Source organism: Amycolatopsis ruanii (assembly GCF_003385175.1).
In the GTDB taxonomy this organism is placed as follows: domain Bacteria; phylum Actinomycetota; class Actinomycetes; order Mycobacteriales; family Pseudonocardiaceae; genus Amycolatopsis_E; species Amycolatopsis_E thermalba.
In genome coordinates, this window is the sequence record NZ_PQHY01000063.1 from 12947 (window position 1) to 29412 (window position 16466).

At 72.8% G+C, this 16466-nt stretch carries 21 protein-coding genes and 1 pseudogene; 9 read left to right on the top strand and 13 right to left on the bottom strand.

Annotated elements, in window-relative coordinates:
* The first annotated feature begins 87 nt into the window (after nucleotides 1–87).
* The 4 genes from D0D28_RS27010 to D0D28_RS27025 are packed head-to-tail and all read left to right on the top strand — an operon-like array spanning nucleotide 88 to nucleotide 3690.
* Complete coding sequence (locus tag D0D28_RS27010; protein ID WP_094008995.1) at nucleotides 88–1425, top strand: MFS transporter; 1338 nt, start codon at nucleotides 88–90, stop codon at nucleotides 1423–1425.
* Nucleotides 1422–2198, top strand: coding sequence for a LamB/YcsF family protein (locus D0D28_RS27015; RefSeq protein WP_017987380.1), 777 nt, complete (start codon nucleotides 1422–1424; stop codon nucleotides 2196–2198). Before D0D28_RS27010 ends, D0D28_RS27015 begins: the two co-directional genes overlap by 4 nt.
* Nucleotides 2195–2815: a 5-oxoprolinase subunit PxpB gene (gene pxpB / locus D0D28_RS27020; protein WP_094008994.1), complete on the top strand. Its 621-nt coding sequence runs from the start codon at nucleotides 2195–2197 to the stop codon at nucleotides 2813–2815. The genes D0D28_RS27015 and pxpB overlap by 4 nt, the downstream gene beginning before the upstream one ends.
* Complete coding sequence (locus D0D28_RS27025) at nucleotides 2812–3690, top strand: biotin-dependent carboxyltransferase family protein (protein WP_094008993.1); 879 nt, start codon at nucleotides 2812–2814, stop codon at nucleotides 3688–3690. Before pxpB ends, D0D28_RS27025 begins: the two co-directional genes overlap by 4 nt.
* A 258-nt stretch (nucleotides 3691–3948) precedes the next feature.
* Here D0D28_RS27025 and rdgB read toward each other — a convergent pair whose 3' ends face one another.
* Both rdgB and rph read right to left on the bottom strand, forming a co-directional pair.
* Nucleotides 3949–4566: an RdgB/HAM1 family non-canonical purine NTP pyrophosphatase gene (gene rdgB, locus D0D28_RS27030; protein WP_116113493.1), complete on the bottom strand. Its 618-nt coding sequence runs from the start codon at nucleotides 4564–4566 to the stop codon at nucleotides 3949–3951.
* Nucleotides 4563–5339, bottom strand: coding sequence for a ribonuclease PH (gene rph / locus D0D28_RS27035; RefSeq protein ID WP_094008991.1), 777 nt, complete (start codon nucleotides 5337–5339; stop codon nucleotides 4563–4565). The genes rdgB and rph overlap by 4 nt, the downstream gene beginning before the upstream one ends.
* Nucleotides 5340–5374: 35 nt before the next feature.
* Between rph and D0D28_RS27040 the strand changes: the two genes are divergently transcribed.
* Together D0D28_RS27040 and D0D28_RS37055 are read left to right on the top strand one after the other, a co-directional pair.
* On the top strand, nucleotides 5375–6172 hold the full coding sequence (locus D0D28_RS27040) for a hypothetical protein (RefSeq protein WP_094008990.1): 798 nt from the start codon (nucleotides 5375–5377) through the stop codon (nucleotides 6170–6172).
* Nucleotides 6173–6746: 574 nt separating this feature from the next.
* Nucleotides 6747–6866 (top strand): annotated as a pseudogene (locus D0D28_RS37055) (UPF0104 family protein); the annotation flags it as partial.
* A gap of 72 nt (nucleotides 6867–6938) precedes the next feature.
* On the opposite strand, the gene D0D28_RS37060 reads toward D0D28_RS37055, so the two are convergent.
* The 11 genes from D0D28_RS37060 to clpS all read right to left on the bottom strand — a co-directional run bounded on the left by D0D28_RS37060 (nucleotide 6939) and on the right by clpS (nucleotide 13578).
* Nucleotides 6939–7706 carry an MBL fold metallo-hydrolase gene (locus tag D0D28_RS37060; RefSeq protein WP_094008989.1) on the bottom strand — a complete coding sequence of 256 codons (768 nt, stop codon included), beginning with the start codon at nucleotides 7704–7706 and terminating at the stop codon, nucleotides 6939–6941.
* 19 nt (nucleotides 7707–7725) lie between these two features.
* Complete coding sequence (gene murI, locus D0D28_RS27055; protein WP_116113495.1) at nucleotides 7726–8526, bottom strand: glutamate racemase; 801 nt, start codon at nucleotides 8524–8526, stop codon at nucleotides 7726–7728.
* Nucleotides 8523–9146 carry a rhomboid family intramembrane serine protease gene (locus D0D28_RS27060; protein WP_094008987.1) on the bottom strand — a complete coding sequence of 208 codons (624 nt, stop codon included), beginning with the start codon at nucleotides 9144–9146 and terminating at the stop codon, nucleotides 8523–8525. The genes murI and D0D28_RS27060 overlap by 4 nt, the downstream gene beginning before the upstream one ends.
* Before the next feature lie 112 nt (nucleotides 9147–9258).
* Entirely contained in the window at nucleotides 9259–10209 is a 951-nt protein-coding gene (locus tag D0D28_RS27065) for a PLP-dependent cysteine synthase family protein (protein ID WP_094008986.1), read from the bottom strand.
* A 3-nt stretch (nucleotides 10210–10212) separates the two neighbouring features.
* The gene (locus D0D28_RS27070; protein ID WP_094008985.1) at nucleotides 10213–10491 is read right to left on the bottom strand and encodes a MoaD/ThiS family protein; all 279 of its coding nucleotides are present in this window, start codon (nucleotides 10489–10491) and stop codon (nucleotides 10213–10215) included.
* A 54-nt stretch (nucleotides 10492–10545) separates the two neighbouring features.
* A complete protein-coding gene (locus tag D0D28_RS27075) occupies nucleotides 10546–10962 on the bottom strand; it encodes a Mov34/MPN/PAD-1 family protein (protein WP_017987367.1) in 417 nt (138 codons plus the stop codon).
* 1 nt (nucleotide 10963) lies between these two features.
* On the bottom strand, nucleotides 10964–11464 hold the full coding sequence (locus D0D28_RS27080; RefSeq protein ID WP_116113498.1) for a hypothetical protein: 501 nt from the start codon (nucleotides 11462–11464) through the stop codon (nucleotides 10964–10966).
* Nucleotide 11465: 1 nt separating this feature from the next.
* On the bottom strand, nucleotides 11466–11714 hold the full coding sequence (locus D0D28_RS27085) for an ATP-dependent Clp protease adaptor ClpS (protein ID WP_094008983.1): 249 nt from the start codon (nucleotides 11712–11714) through the stop codon (nucleotides 11466–11468).
* Nucleotides 11715–11738: 24 nt separating this feature from the next.
* Nucleotides 11739–12728, bottom strand: a complete 990-nt coding sequence (locus tag D0D28_RS27090) for a P1 family peptidase (protein ID WP_094008982.1) — start codon at nucleotides 12726–12728, stop codon at nucleotides 11739–11741.
* On the bottom strand, nucleotides 12725–13282 hold the full coding sequence (locus D0D28_RS27095; RefSeq protein ID WP_094008981.1) for a DUF2017 domain-containing protein: 558 nt from the start codon (nucleotides 13280–13282) through the stop codon (nucleotides 12725–12727). Before D0D28_RS27095 ends, D0D28_RS27090 begins: the two co-directional genes overlap by 4 nt.
* Nucleotides 13279–13578: an ATP-dependent Clp protease adapter ClpS gene (gene clpS, locus D0D28_RS27100; RefSeq protein WP_115944692.1), complete on the bottom strand. Its 300-nt coding sequence runs from the start codon at nucleotides 13576–13578 to the stop codon at nucleotides 13279–13281. The genes D0D28_RS27095 and clpS overlap by 4 nt, the downstream gene beginning before the upstream one ends.
* 97 nt (nucleotides 13579–13675) lie before the next feature.
* On the opposite strand from clpS, the gene D0D28_RS27105 reads away from it, so the two are divergent.
* Genes D0D28_RS27105 through D0D28_RS27115 form a run of 3 tightly spaced genes read left to right on the top strand, consistent with a single transcriptional unit; the run spans nucleotide 13676 to nucleotide 16208 of the window.
* On the top strand, nucleotides 13676–14980 hold the full coding sequence (locus D0D28_RS27105; protein ID WP_094008979.1) for a nicotinate phosphoribosyltransferase: 1305 nt from the start codon (nucleotides 13676–13678) through the stop codon (nucleotides 14978–14980).
* Entirely contained in the window at nucleotides 14980–15549 is a 570-nt protein-coding gene (locus D0D28_RS27110; RefSeq protein WP_116113500.1) for an isochorismatase family protein, read from the top strand. Before D0D28_RS27105 ends, D0D28_RS27110 begins: the two co-directional genes overlap by 1 nt.
* Nucleotides 15549–16208: a bifunctional 4-hydroxy-2-oxoglutarate aldolase/2-dehydro-3-deoxy-phosphogluconate aldolase gene (locus tag D0D28_RS27115; RefSeq protein ID WP_094008977.1), complete on the top strand. Its 660-nt coding sequence runs from the start codon at nucleotides 15549–15551 to the stop codon at nucleotides 16206–16208. The genes D0D28_RS27110 and D0D28_RS27115 overlap by 1 nt, the downstream gene beginning before the upstream one ends.
* Nucleotides 16209–16466 lie beyond the last annotated feature (258 nt).

Below are 16466 nucleotides of genomic sequence, written 5' to 3' on the forward strand. Positions count from 1 at the left end.
TCGAAGCCAGATCGATGTTCCTCGAAAGTATTGACGGATCGTTCAACAATCCCTAACTTCATGACCTACCTCACTCCCCTTCGATGGATGGACATCGTGATGACCGCTTCGACTGAGCCCACGGACAAGCGCTCACTGCGCCGCGCGTTCGTGGCTAGCCTGTCCGGCACCACTCTCGAGTACTACGACTTCGCGGCCTACTCGGTGGCGGCCGCGACGTTGTTCGGCACGCTGTTTTTCCCGTCGGGCGACGCCCTCGTCGGCACGATGGCCGCGTTCTCGACCTACGCCGTCGGTTACCTGGCCCGGCCGCTCGGTGGGTTCATCTTCGGCCGCCTCGGCGACAAGCTGGGCCGCAAGCAGGTCCTGGTGTTCACCCTGCTGCTGACCGGTATCGCCACCTTCCTGATCGGCATCCTGCCGACCCACGCCTCCATCGGCGGCTGGGCCGCCGTGATCCTGGTGCTGCTGCGGTTCGCGCAGGGTGTCGGTGTCGGTGGCGAGTGGGGCGGCGCGGTGCTGCTGTCCAGTGAGTTCGGCGATCCGAAGAAGCGCGGCTTCTGGGCCTCCGCCGCCCAGATCGGCCCGCCGGCGGGCAACCTGCTGGCCAACGGTGTGATCGCGCTGCTGGCTGCGGTGATGTCGAAGGCGGCGTTCGAGTCCTGGGGCTGGCGCATCGCGTTCCTGCTGTCCGGTGTTCTGGTCATCTTCGGCCTGTGGCTGCGGATGAAGCTCGAGGAGACCCCGGTCTTCAAGAAGATCGCCGAGAAGGGCGAGGCGCCGACGGCCCCGCTGAAGGAGGTCTTCACCAAGGAGCCGCGGGCCCTGATCGCCGGCATCCTGGTCCGCGTCTGCCCGGACGTCCTCTACTCCCTGTTCACCGTCTTCGTCCTCACCTACATGACCACCGAGCTCGGCATGAGCCGCAGCGAGGGCCTCACCGCGGTGATGATCGGTTCGGCCTTCCAGCTGTTCCTGATGCCGGCCGCGGGCGCGCTGTCCGACCGCATCAACCGGCGCACGCTCTACACGGTGGGCACGATCGCCGCGGCCGTGTGGCCGTTCATCTTCTTCCCGATGGCGAGCACCGGGTCGTTCCTCGCCGTCGCGGTCGGCATGGTGATCGCGCTGGCCATCCACGCCCTGCTGTACGGCCCGCAGGCCGCGCTCATCACCGAGCAGTTCACCGCCCGGCTGCGCTACACCGGCAGCTCGCTGGCCTACACGCTGGCCGGCCCGATCGGTGGCGCCGTGGCCCCGCTGATCTTCACCGCCCTGCTGGCCGCCTACGACTCGTGGTTCGCGGTGGCGCTGTACCTGGTGGCGACCGCGGTCCTGACCGGGATCGGCATCGCGCTGTCCCGCCAGGCGCCCGAGGAGGAGCCGGTCGTGACCACGGCCGAGACGGTGGAAGTCGCACGATGAGCGCCCCCGCGACCACCGCCACCATCGATTTGAACTGCGACGTGGGCGAAGGGTTCGGCGCCTGGCGGATCGCCGATGACGAAGCCCTGCTGGACGTCGTGACCGGCGCCAACGTGGCCTGCGGCTTCCACGCCGGTGACCCCTCGACCATGCGGCACGTGTGCGAGGCGGCGGTGAAGCGCGGGGTCACCATCGGAGCCCACGTCGGGTACCGGGACCTGGCCGGCTTCGGCCGCCGGTTCCTCGACGTGGACCCCGTCGAACTGATCGACGAGATCCTCTACCAGCTGGGCGCGCTCGACGCGCTGGCCGGCGCGTCGGGCGGCGAGATCGCCTACGTCAAGCCGCACGGCGCGCTGTACAACGCCATCGCCACGCACGAGAAGCAGGCGGGCGCGGTGGCCGAGGCGGTGTGGCAGTACGACCCGACGCTGCCCGTGCTCGGGCAGCCGGGGTCCCGGTGGCTGGCGCGGGCCGCCGAGGCCGGGCTGACCACCATCGCCGAGGCGTTCGCCGACCGCGGTTACTCGCCCGACGGGCGGCTCCTCCCCCGGCGCGAGCCGGGGGCGGTGCTGACCGACGCGGACGAGGTGGCGCGGCGGTGCGTGCGGCTGGTGCGGGACGGCGAGGTGGTGGCCGTGGACGGCACGGTCATCCCCCTCCAGGCGGGCTCGCTGTGCGTGCACAGCGACACCCCGGGCGCGGTGGAACTGGCCACCGCGGCCCGGACCGCGCTGGTGTCGGCCGGGGTCGAGGTGCGGAGCTTCGCATGAACATCCGGCGATGCGGGGACCAGGCGCTGCTGGTGGACGTCGGGGACACCGGCGGGATCGACGCGGTGCTCGGCCTGTACTCCGCGCTGTCCGACCCTCGTCCCGACGGCGTGACGGAACTGGTGCCGGCGGCGCGCACCCTCCTGGTGCGCTTCGACCCGGCCGTGATCGGCGCCGGCGAGCTGGCGGAGCTGCTGGCGGGCACCGAACCGGTGCCCGCCCAGGCGATGCGCGGCGAGCTGGTGGAGATCCCCGTGTACTACGACGGCGCCGACCTGGCCGAGGTCGGCAAGCACACCGGCCTCGGCGCGGACGGTGTCGTCGAGATGCACACCGCCGCCGAGTACACGGTGGCGTTCGGCGGGTTCGCGCCCGGTTTCGGTTACCTGACCGGGCTGCACCCGAAGCTGCACCTGCCGCGGCGGGCCACGCCGCGGACGCACGTGCCGGCCGGGGCGGTCGCCATCGCCGGTGAGTTCACCGGCATCTACCCGCGGTCGTCGCCCGGTGGCTGGCAGCTGGTCGGCCGGACCGAGGTCCCGCTGTGGGACCCGGCCCGCAGGCCGCCCGCCCTGCTGCGGCCGGGCACCCGCATCCGCTTCCGGGAGGTTCGATGATCGAGGTGGTGCGGCCGGGTCCGCTGACCACGGTGCAGGACCTGGGACGTCCCGGACTGGCCGCCTTGGGGGTCGGCCGGTCCGGGGCGGCCGACCGGCGCTCGGCCGCGCTGGCCAACCGGCTCGTCGGCAACCTGGACGGCGCCGCGGTGCTGGAGACCACCTTCGGCGGTCTGGTGCTGCGGTTCCGGCAGGTCGCGCGGGTCGTGGTGACCGGCGCGCCGTGCCCGATCCGGCGCGGCAGCCGCGGAGAGGCGATGAACGCGCCGTTCACCGTGTGGCCGGGCGAGGAGCTGACGCTGGGTGCGCCGACCTCCGGGCTGCGCACCTACCTCGCGGTGCGCGGCGGGATCGGGGTGGACAAGGTGCTGGAGTCCCGCTCGACGGATCTGCTGGCCGGGCTCGGCCCGGCGGCGCTGAGCGAGGGCGACGTGCTGCCCATCGGCACCGACGAGTGCGGCCCGCTGCCGTCGGTCGAGGTCGCGCCGGTGCCCGATCCGGCCGGGTTCGCGCTGACGGTGCGGGTGATGCCCGGCCCGCGGGACGACTGGTTCACCCCGGAGGCGCTGAAGACCTTTTCGACGGCGACCTACGAGGTGACGTCGGAGAGCAACCGCGTCGGCGTCCGGCTCACCGGTCCGGCGCTGGAACGGTCCCGGGAGGGCGAGCTGCTCAGCGAGGGCATGGTGCCGGGCGCGATCCAGGTGCCGCCCTCGGGGCTGCCGCTGGTGTTCCTCGCCGACCACCCGGTGACCGGTGGGTACCCGGTGATCGGCGTCGTGCTGACCGACGACCTGCCGGTGATGGCCCAGGCGCGGCCGGGGCAGACCGTCTCGTTCCGCCTCGTGCCCGCCGATCTCCCGGCGGCCGCCTGAACTCCCGGAGGCCACCTGCGCTGGGTGGCCTCCGGGGCTCCACTGCTCAGCGTCCGGCCGGCTCGCAGGCGCTATAGCGGGCGCGGCCCGCACGGCGCCGCCAACACGCGCAACCCGCAAACTCCCCCGAGCACCCGGGCCAGGTGGCTGCCAGGCTCGAACTTCAGCGTCCAGCGACTTCGCACCGCGGGCAGCACCGCGCGCAACCCGCGAACTCCCCGGGAGCCACCCGAGCCACGTAGCTCCCGGGCTCCAACCTCAGCTTCCGGCCAGCTCGCGCAACGCGGGCAGCAGCGCTCGCAGCGCGCGGCCGCGGTGGGAGGCCGCGTCCTTCTCCGCCGGTGCCATCTCCGCCGACGTGCGGGTCTCCCCCTCCGGCACGAAGACCGGGTCGTACCCGAAGCCGTTGCTACCGCGCGGCTTCCGCACCAGCCGCCCGCGCCACTCGCCGCGGACGACCGTCTCCTCCCCGCCCGGCAGCACCAGCGCGGCCGCGCACACGAAGCCCGCGCCCCGGCGCTCGTCCGGCGTGTCGATGAGCTGCGCGAGCACCAGGTCCAGGTTCGCCTGGTCGTCGCCGTGCCGGCCGGCCCCGCGTGCGGACAGCACACCGGGCATCCCGTTCAGCGCGTCGACCGCCAGGCCGGAGTCGTCCGCGATCGCGGGCAGCCCGGTGGCCGCGACGGCGTCCCTGGCCTTGGCGACCGCGTTCTCCTCGAACGTCGCGCCGGTTTCCGGCGCCTCGGGGAACTCCGGCACGTCGGACAGGCCGACCACTTCGAGCCCCGCAGCACCGTCAAGGCCCTCCGCGGCGAGGATGCGCCGCAGCTCGCCGAGCTTCTTGGCGTTGCGCGTGGCGAGCAGGACCCGGGTCACTTCGAGCCCTTCTTCTTGCCCGCCACCGGCTCCGGCAGCTCGTACGGGTACGGCTCGGCCAGCGCCGCCGACTGCAACCGGGTCAGCTCCGCGCACCCGGTCTGCGCCAGGTCCAGCATCTTGTCCAAAGTGGAACGGGTGAAGGTGGCGCCCTCGCCGGTGCCCTGCACCTCGATCAGCGTCCCGGCGTCGGTGGCCACGACGTTCATGTCCACCTCGGCCCGCGAGTCCTCCTCGTAGGGCAGGTCCAGGCGCACGCGCCCGTCCACCACGCCGACGCTGACCGCGGACACCATCGCCGAAAGCGGTTGCGGGTCGGCCAGCCGCCCGGCCGCCGCGAGCCAGGTGACGGCGTCGGCCAGCGCCACGTAGGCGCCGGTGATCGCGGCCGTGCGGGTGCCGCCGTCGGCCTGGATCACGTCGCAGTCGAGCTGGATCGTGTTCTCGCCGAGCGCGGCCAGGTCGATGCAGGCCCGCAGGGAGCGGCCGATGAGCCTGCTGATCTCGTGGGTCCGCCCGCCGATGCGCCCCTTGACCGACTCGCGGTCGCTGCGGTCGTGCGTGGCCGAGGGCAGCATGGCGTACTCGGCCGTGACCCAGCCCAGGCCTGATCCGGTCCGCCACCGCGGCACACCCTCGCTGACGCTCGCCGCGCAGAGCACCTTCGTGTTGCCGAACTCGATGAGCACCGAGCCGGCCGGCCACTGCTGGAATCCCCGCGTGATCTTCACGTCGCGGAGCTGGTCGTCGTTCCTGCCGTCTTTTCGCACCACGCGTGCAGCGTAGAACCCCGCTACTGTGCCTGTTCATGCGCGCCGCCTTCGCGACCCTGCTCGCCTGCCTGCTGTGCCTGACCGCCGCGCCGGCCACCGCGGCCACGACCACCTGCGCGAACACGCTGACCTGCACCGCCGAGGACATCAACGGCATGACGATCGCGCAGCGGCTGGCGTTCGTGCGCGCGCTCTCGGCCGGCCCGGCGGCCGACATCGTGCCGGGCTACGCGCCGCGCTGGCGCAACATCGAGGGCGTGCTGCGGTTCTTCGCCGACCGCGAGCTGGGCGAACCGGGCACCTGGGTGTCCTATGTGGATGCCGGGATCCTGGAGGGCATCGAACGGGGCATCGCGCTGGCCCGCGGGGACAGCACGGACACCTTCGGCAACCCCGGTGCGTCCTTGTGGGCGAGCTATCTCACCCGCCTGCGTGACGGACGCCTGTCCCTGCGGTCGGTGCACGACCGCGCGTGGAGCGAGGCCGAGCAGGCTTCCACCGAGTACGGCGTGGCGCTGGCCGAACGGGTGCACGGCGTCGCGGCGACGCCGGTCGAGGAGCGCTTCTACCAGTTCTCCGAGTTCTACCGCTGGACGCTGCGCAACCGCCCGATGCTGCTCGACCTGCTGACCCCGCCGGTCGGCCCCGGCGACCAGCGGCAGCTGACCTTCCTCGACTGGTTCACCGACGTCACCAACGACGTCCCCGCCCACCGCGGCTCGCACCTGGCCTACGACCTCGCCGAGTTCGACGTGCCCGGCGGGACGCTGAACTTCCTGGCGCTGTTCGCCGCCTACGCGGATGCCCTGGCCGAGGACTACCTCCCGGCGTAATTCATCGCCCGTTGACAAACTCGCGCACGAGAGGAGAATTCATCGTATAGTGAATTAGGGGGGTGCGTGATGCGGCGCGGACTCTGGACCGGCCTCGGGCTGGTGGCCGTCCTGGCGATCGTGGTCCTGCCCCTGCGCGACCGCCTTCCCTCGCCGTCGGCGGTCGGCGCCGCGCTGCGCGAGGCGGACCCCCGCTGGCTGGCCGTCGCGGCGGCCGCCGAGTTCGTGTCGATGGGCATGTTCGCCCGCCAGCAGCGACGGCTGCTCACCGCGTTCGGCGTGACCCTGCGACGCCGGCGCGTGCTGGCCCTGACCTACAGCCGCTCCGCCATCTCGATCAGCCTCCCCGCCGGGTCGGCCGTGTCCGCCGCGTACGCCTTCCAGCAGTTCCGGGCCGGTGGCGCGGACCGGAAGGCGGCGGCCGCGGTGATGGTCCTCTCCGGCGTCCTGTCGGCGCTCGCGCTGGCCGCGGCGACCGCGAACTGGCTCGGCGACCTGGTCTGCCTGATCGCGGCCTGCCCGCGCCGCCGGCATCGGCCTCGGCCCGCTCGAACTGGCGACGCTCTACCTCGCGGTGCAGCTCGTGCGGCAGATCCCGCTCACGCCGGGCGGCATCGGCGTCATCGAGGTCAGCCTGCTCACCGGCCTGGTCGCGGCGGGTGCCACGGAACCGGCCGCCGCCGCGGCCGCGCTGATCTACCGGCTGCTGTCCTGCTGGCTGATCATCCCGATCGGCCTGGCCTGCTGGGCGGCGCTGCGGCGGGCCTCAGATGTCGTAGACCGCGCCCCGCTCGACGAGCGTCGCGCCCGGGAACACCGCCCGCGCCTCGGCGAGGATGGCGTCGGAGTCGCTCCACGGCGCGACGTGCGTGATGAGCAGCCGCGCCACCCCCGCGTCCCGCGCCAGCTCGCCCGCCTGCTTGCCGGACAGGTGCACGCCCGGCGGCCGGTCCGCGGCGTCGGTCCAGGACGCCTCGGCGAGCAGCACGTCGACGTCGCGGACCAGGTCGGCGAGGGTGTCGCAGGGCCCGGTGTCGCCGGTGTAGGCCAGCGTCCGGCCGGCGTGGCGCACCCGTAGCCCGAACGCCTCGGTCGGGTGGTCGACCGGGACCGCGGTCACCTCGAACGGTCCGATCTTCACCGGCTCGGCGGACAGCGCGTGGAACTCGTAGACGTCGGACAGGTCGGTCTCGGCCAGTTCCGCCTCGTTCGGCGCGTACGCCATCGCCAGCCGCACCGGCGCGTTCGCCGGGCCGTGCACCGGCAGCCGGCGCGCGGTGGTGTCGTGGGGCGGGGCCGGGTGGTAGCGGCGCAGCACGGTGAGCGCGCTGAAATCCGCGCAGTGATCCGGGTGCAGGTGCGACAGCACGAGCGCGTCCAGGTCGAACGGGTCACACCACTTCTGCAGCTCGGCGAACACGCCGTTGCCGAACTCGAGGCCGAGCAGGAAGCCGTCCGCTTCGAGCAGGTACCCGGACGCGGGCTGGCCCGGGCCGGGAACGCTGCCCGAGCAACCGAGGATCGTCAGTCGCACGGAAGAACACCCTGCCAGCTCAGGCGCTGAGGGGCGAGAGCACGCCGGGCGCGAATCCCATGAAACGCTGCGCGAGCCGGACGAACGGCTCCGGCGAGCCGGTGGCGATGAACTCGTGCCGGGGCGGGGTGTCCCGTTCGGCCAGCATGTCCCGTTCGGTGAGCACGCGGACGACGTCCTTGGCGGTCTCCTCGGCACTGGACACGAGCGTGACGTCCGGGCCCATGACGATCTGCAGGACCCCGGTCAGCAACGGGTAGTGCGTGCAGCCCAGCACGAGCGTGTCGACCTCAGCGCGCAGCAGCGGTTCGAGGTACCCCTGGGCGAGGCCGAGCACCTGGCGCCCGGACGTGACCCCGCGCTCGACGAAGTCCACGAACCGGGGACACGCGACGCTGGTGACCGACACGTCCCGCGCGGCGGCGAAGGCGTCCTCGTAGGCGCGGGACCGGATGGTGCCCTCGGTGCCGATCACGCCGACCCGGCCGGTGTGGGTGGCGGCGACGGCCCGCCGCACCGCGGGCAGCACGACCTCGATCACCGGCACGTCGTAGCGCTCCCGCGCGTCCCGCAGGCACGCCGCCGACGCCGTGTTGCACGCGATGACCAGGGCCTTCACCCCGTCCTGGACGAGCTTGTCCAGCGCTTGGAGTGCGAGTTCCCGCGCCCGCGCGATCGGCAGCGGACCGTACGGGTTGTGCGCGGTGTCCCCGACGTACCGCAGCTGCTCGGGCGGCAGCTGGCCGAGGATCGCGCGGGCGACCGTCAGGCCCCCGACGCCGGAATCGAACACACCGATCGGGGCCTCACGACTGCTCACGGAGTCGAGGGTACCGCCCGCTTCCGCCCGGATCGCGCGGCGAACCAGGCGGCCAGTACCCCGCCGAGCGCACCGAACAGGTGCGCCTGCCACGAGATGCCGGGCTGGCCGGGCAGCACGCCCCACAGCATCCCGCCCCAGCCGATGATCAGCACCGCGGCGAGCACGATCTGCCAGAACGCGCGGTTGAACAGGCCGCGGACCAGCAGGTACGCCAGCCACCCGAAGGCGAGGCCGGACGCGCCGATGGTGATCGTGCCCGGCTCCGCGGTCAGCCACACGGCCAGCCCGCTGACCAGCCAGATCGTCGCGGTCACCAGCGCCCAGCGGGCGATTCCGCTCGCCATCGCGAGGAAGGCGAACACCACGACCGGCAGCGTGTTGGCCAGCAGGTGCGCCCAGCTGCCGTGCAGCAGCGGCGCCCACACCACGCCGTCCAGCCCGCCGAGCGAGCGCGGCGCGATGCCCTCGGCGTCGAGCCGGTTGTTCAGCACGACGTCGAGACCCTCGACGAGGTACAGCAGCGCGGTGAACGCCAGCACCACCAGCGCGGCGGTCTTCGGCTTCGCCGGCAGGACGCGCTTCGCCTGGTCGGCCTGAGGTGCGGGCAACGTGCTCATGACTCCACGGTACAAGCGGCGCGGACCCGCGGAATCGGGTGAAAACCCTGAATTGGCCGAGCAGCGAAACGCCCCTCTCCCGAGGCGGAAGAGGGGCGTTCCCCGGTCTCGCTCAGGCCCAGAGCTGCCCGTCGAGGCGCTCGGCGGCCTCGTCCAGCGTGCCGCTGTAGGCGCCGGTGGACAGGTACTTCCAGCCGGCGTCGGCGACGATGAACGCGATGTCGGCCTTCTCGCCCTTCGCGGCGGCCTTCTCGGCCACCCCGAGCGCGGCGTGCAGCACCGCGCCGGTCGAGATGCCGGCGAAGATGCCCTCGTGCTCCAGCAGCTCACGCGTGCGGCGCAGCGCGTCGTAGGCGCCCACCGAGTAGCGGCCGTTGAGCACGTCCGGGTCGTACAGCTCCGGCACGAACCCCTCGTCGAGGTTGCGCAGCCCGTACACCAGCTCGCCGTAGCGCGGCTCGGCAGCGATGATCTGCACGTCCGGCTTCTGCTCGTGCAGGTACCGGCCGACGCCGACCAGCGTGCCCGTGGTGCCCAGGCCACCGACGAAGTGGGTGATCGTCGGCAGGTCCTTGAGCAGCTCGGGACCGGTGCCGCGGTAGTGCGCGTCCGGGTTGGCCGGGTTGCCGTACTGGTAGAGCATCACCCAGTCCGGGTTCTTCTCGGCCAGCTCCTTGGCGCGCCGCACGGCCTCGTTCGAGCCGCCCGCCGCCGGCGAGAACACGATCCGCGCGCCGTAGGCCTGGAGCAGCTGCTTGCGCTCGGCCGAGGTGTTCTCCGGCATCACGCACACCAGGCCGTAGCCCTTGAGCTTGGCGGCCATCGCGAGCGAGATGCCGGTGTTGCCCGAGGTCGGCTCGAGGATCGTGGACCCACGGCGCAGCCTGCCGTCGCGCTCGGCGGCCTCGATCATGGCCAGCGCGGGCCGGTCCTTGATCGAGCCGGTCGGGTTGCGGTCCTCGAGCTTGGCCCACAGGCGCACGTCGTGCGTCGGGGACAGCCGGGGCAACCCCACCAGCGGCGTGCCGCCGAGGGCTTCGAGCAGCGATTCGTACCGGGCCATGACCTAGCTGGCGCCGCCGGCCACCGCGGGCAGGATGGTGACCGTGTCGCCGTCCTTGACCTCGGCGTCCAAGCCGCCGGCGAAGCGCACGTCCTCGTCGTTGACGTAGACGTTCACGAAGCGGTGGAGCTTGTCCTCCTTGACCAGGCGGGCCTTGAGGCCGCCGTGCCGGGACTCGATGTCGTCGATCACCTCGGCCACGGTCTTGCCGGACGCCTCGACCGACTTCTGACCACCCGTGTGCGTACGCAGGATGGTGGGGATGGACACGGTCACGGCCATGGGTAACTACCTCCGCTTGGGTTTCTTCCAGGACAGACGTCGGGCTGCCCGGCGTTATTCCGTGATCTCCACGGGCTCCTCGGTGACGACCCCGTCCACGATCCGGTACGACCGGAACTCGTGGGTTTCCGGGTCGCGGGTGGAGACCAGCACGTAGTGCGCGTCGGGCTCGGAGGCGTAGGACACGTCGGTGCGTGACGGGTAGGCCTCGGTCGCGGTGTGCGAGTGGTAGATCACGACCGGGACCTCGTCGTTCGCGTCCATCTCGCGGTAGAGCTTGAGCAGGTCACCGGAGTCGAACTCGTAGAACGTCGGCGAGCGCGCCGCGTTCAGCATCGGGATGAACCGCTCGGGGCGGTCGGAGCCCTCGGGACCGGCGATCACCCCGCACGCCTCGTCCGGGTGGTCCCGGCGGGCGTGGGCGACGATCTCGTCGACGAGTTCACGGCGGATCCGAAGCACGACGGACATCTTACGTGCCGGACACCGGGGGTTCACAGAGTGAGACTGCGCACGCCAGCGCCACGGCGTCCTGGGCGTGCGCGAGCCACCCGAGGGTGACGTCCCGCTCGCTGACCGGGAAGCGGTCCCAGGCACGGCCGTCCCGCCACCGGGGTTTCCGCAGGTAGAGCACCTGGGCGTGGCCGAAGGTGATCATCCAGGCCCGCAGCGAGGCCGGGTCGAGCGTGAACGCCGGGGTGCCCGGCCAGCCACGCACGATCGCCCGCACGGCGGTGGTCACGCGCTCGCGCATCGCCGCGCCGTGCCGCTCGCGGAACCCCCTGGCCTCGCGGATGAGCAGGTAGGCGTCGGGGAAGAGGTCCTCGTCGCGCAGCGGACGCCGGCCGCGGTGGCCGGTTTCCAGCGCCGTCAGCAGCTCCCCGGCGATCGCGTAGAGGCACTGGGCAACGTTCGGGGACATCTCGACCAGGACCTGGCCGTCCGGCAGCGCGTGCGCGTTCAGGAAGTCCACGTCAGACACCCTGCAACGTCGCGTGCAGACCGAGCACCTGCAGTTCGGCGACCAGCGCCTCGGCCTGGTCGCGGGAGGCGAACCGGGTCAGTTCGGCGATCCCCTGGTGGTGCACGACGCCGGCGAACTCCATGCCCCGCTCGACCGGCATCCCGAGCGTGCCGTGCAGTGCGTAGACCACCGACTGGTAGGAGTTCACGTGGTCGTTGTGCACCACGACCGCCCACTCCCGTTCCCGCTTCACGGCCATCAGATCGCCCCCACGGCAGCCGCGTTACTCGAACGCCTCCGGCCACACGTCCCGGTAGGCGGGCACCCCGGCCACGCCGCGGGCGCTCACCAGCCCGTGCACGCAGGCCCGCGCGAACACCCGCGCCGCGGCGGCGCACAGCTCGTCCAGCCCGGCCGCGCGTGTCGTCACCCCGAAGGGCCCTTCGGCCGCCGGCAGGTCCCGCGCGCCCGTGGCCAGGGCGAACACGGTGTCGCCGTCGAACATCGAGTGCGCCGGGCGCACCGCCCGCGCCAGGCCGTCCTGCGCCGCCACCGCGAGGCGACGGCACTCGGCCTTCGACAGGTCCGCGTCGACCGCCACCACGCCGATCGTGGTGTTCAGGTCCGTCTCCCGCCCGGGCACCGAGGCCGCCCGGTCCGGCCAGCGCGCCCCGAACTCGCCCGCCACCTCGTGGTCGGCCGCGAAGGGGCGCCCGGTCTCGAACGACACCGCCTCGCCGCGCGCGTTGACCACCGCCAGCGCGCCGACCACGAAGCCGCCCACGCGCTCGCTCGCCGTGCCGACCCCGCCCTTGAGCGACCCGACCACCGCCCCGGCGCCCGCGCCGACACTGCCCTGCTCGACCGCGACACCCGCCGCCTCGCACGCGGCGTAGCCGAAGGAGGCGTCCGGCCGGTTGCCCCACTCGCCGCGCGGCAGGTCGAAGATCACCGCGCCGGGCACGATCGGCACCACCTCGTGCGGTTCGGTGCCGACCGGAAACCCGCGGTCCTGCTCCCCGAGCCACCGCATCACCCCGTCGGCGGCCGCGAGCCCGTAGGCGCTGCCGCCGGACAGGCAGATCGCGTCGACGTGGCGGACCAGGTTCTCCGGCTCCAGCAGGTTGGTCTCGCGGGTGCCGGGCGCGCCGCCGCGCTGGTCGACCGCGCCGGTCGTGCCCGGCGGCGTGAGGACGACGGTGGTCCCGGTCGCCCAGCCGTCCCCGATCCGGTGGTGGTGCCCCACGAGCACCCCGGGCACGTCCGTGATCACGCGGTCAGCGCCTGGACGAGGCTCTCCTGCACCCAGGTCAGCCAGTGGTAGACCCCGAGGTGCGGCGCCCGCGGATCGTCCTCGGGCAGCTCGTCGGGCATGTCCTCGGTGACGTCGAGCGCGGTGCCCAGCGCCAGGCGGACGTCGTTGAGCGCGGACAGCCACGCGTCGGCCTGCTCGTAGGTCAGCTTCACGTCACCGCCGTCGCGCGGCAGGGTCTCCAGGACCACCGTGGCGACGCCGACCTTCGCGTCGACCAGCTCGGGCTCGTGCAGCGACCGCAGCGCGCTCGCCGAGTCCAGGACCTCCTGGCTGGGCGTGTCCGGGTCGATCTTGTGGTAGTCCGGCAGCAGGCGGGACAGCACCGGGTCGTCCGGCGACTGCGACGGGCCGGTGCGGATGCCGGTCAGCTCGGCCAGCGGGTCCTGCGGAGCCTCCTCGGCGCGCGCCCGCAGCATGTCCTCGAGCTGGCTCACCAGGCCGCGCAGCACCGCGGCCTCCTGCTGCTCGAACCCGGCGTGCACGCGGCCGCCCTTGCGCTGCCAGCCCCTCACGAAGCGTGCTCCATCGTCGCCCACAACCCCGCGGCGTGCAGTTTCGTCACGTCCGCCTCGACCTTCTCCTTGGTACCCGAGGACACCACCGCGCGCCCCTTGTGGTGCACGTCCAGCATCAGCTTGGTCGCGTGGTCGCGGCTGTAGCCGAACAGCTTCTGGAAGACGTACGTCACGTACGACATCAGGTTCACCGGGTCGTTCCAGACGATCGTCTGCCACGGCTGGTCTTCGGCGCCCGCCTCGGTGCCGAGTGGTTCAACCTGCGTCTGTTCGGATGCGACAGGCGTGGTCATGCGACCCATGGTGTCACGGAACCGGCATGACGTGGACCGGTGGTGGGTCTGTTCGGGTGATTCGGCCGAACGCGCAAGTACCTCATAGTCTGATCCCATGGGTTTCCCCGAGACGCACGGCAGCACCGCCCTGCTGACCGACCACTACGAGCTCACGATGCTGGGCAGCGCCCTCGCCGACGGCACCGGCGACCGCCAGTGCGTGTTCGAGGTGTTCGCCCGGCGGCTGCCGGCCGGACGGCGCTACGGCGTGGTCGCCGGCACCGGCCGGGTGCTGGAGGCGATCGCCGACTTCCGGTTCACCGACGCCGAGATCGACCAGCTCGCGGCCACCGCCGTGGTGGACGACGACACGCTGTCCTGGCTGGCGGACTACCGGTTCGGCGGTGACATCGACGGATACCCCGAGGGCGAGCTGTACTTCCCCGGCTCGCCGATCCTCACCGTACGGGGGACCTTCGCCGAGGCGGTCCTGCTGGAGACCGTCGCGTTGTCCATCCTCAACCACGACAGCGCCATCGCCTCCGCCGCGGCGCGCATGTCCTCGGCCGCGCACGGCAGGCCGATCATCGAGATGGGCGGCCGGCGCACCCACGAGATGGCCGCGGTCGCCGCCGCGCGCGCCGCCTACATCGGCGGGTTCGCGACCACCTCGAACCTGGAGGCCGGGCGCCGCTACGGCATCCCGACCCGCGGCACCGTGGCGCACGCGTTCATGCTGCTGCACGACAGCGAAGAGGACGCCTTCCGCGCCCAGGTCGAGAAGATGGGCACCGACACCACCCTTCTGGTCGACACCTACGACATCACCCGCGGCATCGAGACCGCGGTGCGCGTGGCCGGCACCGAGCTGGGCGCGATCCGCATCGACTCCGGCGACGTGGGCGTGCTGGCCCGCAAGGCGCGCGAGCAGCTGGACTCGCTGGGCGCGAAGGACACCCGGATCGTGGTGTCCGGCGACCTCGACGAGCACGCGATCGCGGCCCTGCGCGCGGAGCCGGTCGACGCCTACGGGGTGGGCACCTCGGTGGTCACCGGGTCCGGCGCGCCGACCGCGGGGATGGTCTACAAGCTGGTCGAGGTCGACGGCCGCCCGGTCGCCAAGCGCAGCGAGAACAAGGCCTCGCGCGGTGGCGAGAAGTCCGCGCTGCGCCGGCACAAGCCGACCGGGACGGCGCTGGAGGAGGTCGTCTACGCGGCCGGCCAGCGGCCCGAGGCCGGGGAGTACGACCGCGAGCTGCCGATCCCGCTGGTGCGCGGTGGCAAGCCGGTGGACGACCTGCCCACGCTGGAGGACAGCAGGCAGCGGCTGCGCGAGGGGCTGGTCAGCCTGCCGTGGGAGGGGCTCAAGCTCTCCAGCGGCGAACCCGCGATCCCCACCGTCTTCCCCCAGGAGGCGTGATGAGCAAGGCACTGATCGTCGTCGACGTGCAGAACGACTTCTGCGAGGGCGGTTCGCTCGCCGTGGCCGGCGGGGCCGAGGTGGCCGCGAAGATCAGCGAGCACCTCGCGCGCGGCGGCTACTCGGCGGTGGCCGCGACCCGCGACTACCACATCGACCCGGGCGCGCACTTCAGCGACAACCCGGACTACGTGCGGTCCTGGCCGCGCCACTGCGAGGCCGGGACGCCGGGCGCGTCGTTCCACCCCGCGCTCGACGTCGGCCCGATCACGGCGGTGTTCTCCAAGGGCCAGTACAGCGACGGCTACTCCGGGTTCGAGGGCCACACCGACGCCGGCGAGAAGCTGGCCGACTGGTTGCGCGAGCGGCGGATCACCGAGGGCGAGGTGGCCGGCATCGCGACCGACCACTGCGTGCGGGCGAGCGCGCTGGACGCGGCGGCGGCCGGGTTCTCGGTGCGGGTCCTGCTGGACCTCACCGCGGGTGTCGCGCGGGAGACCGTGGACGCGGCGCTGGAGCAACTGCGCGCGGTGGGTGTGGACCTCGTCGGCACCCCGCGGGTCGGCTGATGCGCACCGTGCTGCGGAAGCACAACAACCGCTTCCGGGAGCGGCTGGCGACCAGCCGCGTCATGGGGATCCTGCGGGCGGACTCGTCGGCCTGGTTCGCCGACGCGGGCCAGGTCCTCTACGAGGCGGGTCTCGGTGTGCTGGAGGTCGATCTGGCGACGCCGGGCGCGCTGGATGCGATCGGGGTGCTGCAGGTCGAACTGGGGCAGGACGCGTTGATCGGCGCGGGCGGGGTGCGCACGGTGTCCGCGGTGGACCGGTGCGCCGCGGCGGGCGTGGACTTCATCGCGAGCGCGACGTTCTCGCCCGACGTGCTGTGGCGCGCGCAGGAGTACGCGCTGCCGATCGTGTGCGGCGCGCTGACGCCCACGGAGGTCGACGCGGCCTGGCGGTACGGGCCGGCCGCGGTGAAGCTGTACCCGGCGGCCACCTCCGGCGGGGTGCGGTACCTGGAGGAGGTCCAGTCCACGCTGCCGGAGGTGCCGCTGGTGCCCGCGGGCGGCGTGTCGCTGTCCGATGTAGACGGCTACCTGGCCGCGGGCGCCCTCGCGGTCGGCGTCGGCTCGGCCCTCCTCGGCGACGCCCTCGACGGCGGCAGGCTGGACGAGCTGGCCAAGCGGGCATCACAGGTGGCGACCACCGCTGACCGCTACGCCTAGCGAGCACCGGCAGGCGGCGCCGCAGGTTTCCGGCACCGCCGCAACGCGGCCGGCCGCAGGCCCAGCGCCCCATCGCGCCGGCGGCCTCCGGCGCGCCCGGCGCCTCCACCCCACACGGGTGCGCTCAGCGCCAACGGTCCCCCATCCCCGCCGCATCGCGACCGGCAGGCGCGGGCCCCACGCCACCGGTCCCCACCATCGCAGCCCGGCCGGCCACCAACCCACAACGCTGCGGCCCGCCGCGCCGACTACCGCCGT

Bases quoted from the DNA above. Each gene is read 5' to 3' on its own strand.
- pxpB (WP_094008994.1), top strand. From the start codon at position 2,195: ATGAACATCCGGCGATGCGGGGACCAGGCGCTGCTGGTGGACGTCGGG.
- D0D28_RS27010 (WP_094008995.1), top strand. From the start codon at position 88: ATGGACATCGTGATGACCGCTTCGACTGAGCCCACGGACAAGCGCTCA.
- D0D28_RS27110 (WP_116113500.1), top strand. From the start codon at position 14,980: ATGAGCAAGGCACTGATCGTCGTCGACGTGCAGAACGACTTCTGCGAG.
- D0D28_RS27070 (WP_094008985.1), bottom strand. From the start codon at position 10,491: ATGGCCGTGACCGTGTCCATCCCCACCATCCTGCGTACGCACACGGGT.
- D0D28_RS27115 (WP_094008977.1), top strand. From the start codon at position 15,549: ATGCGCACCGTGCTGCGGAAGCACAACAACCGCTTCCGGGAGCGGCTG.
- D0D28_RS27075 (WP_017987367.1), bottom strand. From the start codon at position 10,962: ATGTCCGTCGTGCTTCGGATCCGCCGTGAACTCGTCGACGAGATCGTC.
- D0D28_RS27105 (WP_094008979.1), top strand. From the start codon at position 13,676: ATGGGTTTCCCCGAGACGCACGGCAGCACCGCCCTGCTGACCGACCAC.
- D0D28_RS27040 (WP_094008990.1), top strand. From the start codon at position 5,375: ATGCGCGCCGCCTTCGCGACCCTGCTCGCCTGCCTGCTGTGCCTGACC.
- D0D28_RS27025 (WP_094008993.1), top strand. From the start codon at position 2,812: ATGATCGAGGTGGTGCGGCCGGGTCCGCTGACCACGGTGCAGGACCTG.
- D0D28_RS27085 (WP_094008983.1), bottom strand. From the start codon at position 11,714: ATGGCCGTGAAGCGGGAACGGGAGTGGGCGGTCGTGGTGCACAACGAC.
- D0D28_RS27065 (WP_094008986.1), bottom strand. From the start codon at position 10,209: ATGGCCCGGTACGAATCGCTGCTCGAAGCCCTCGGCGGCACGCCGCTG.
- clpS (WP_115944692.1), bottom strand. From the start codon at position 13,578: ATGACCACGCCTGTCGCATCCGAACAGACGCAGGTTGAACCACTCGGC.
- D0D28_RS27060 (WP_094008987.1), bottom strand. From the start codon at position 9,146: ATGAGCACGTTGCCCGCACCTCAGGCCGACCAGGCGAAGCGCGTCCTG.
- D0D28_RS27015 (WP_017987380.1), top strand. From the start codon at position 1,422: ATGAGCGCCCCCGCGACCACCGCCACCATCGATTTGAACTGCGACGTG.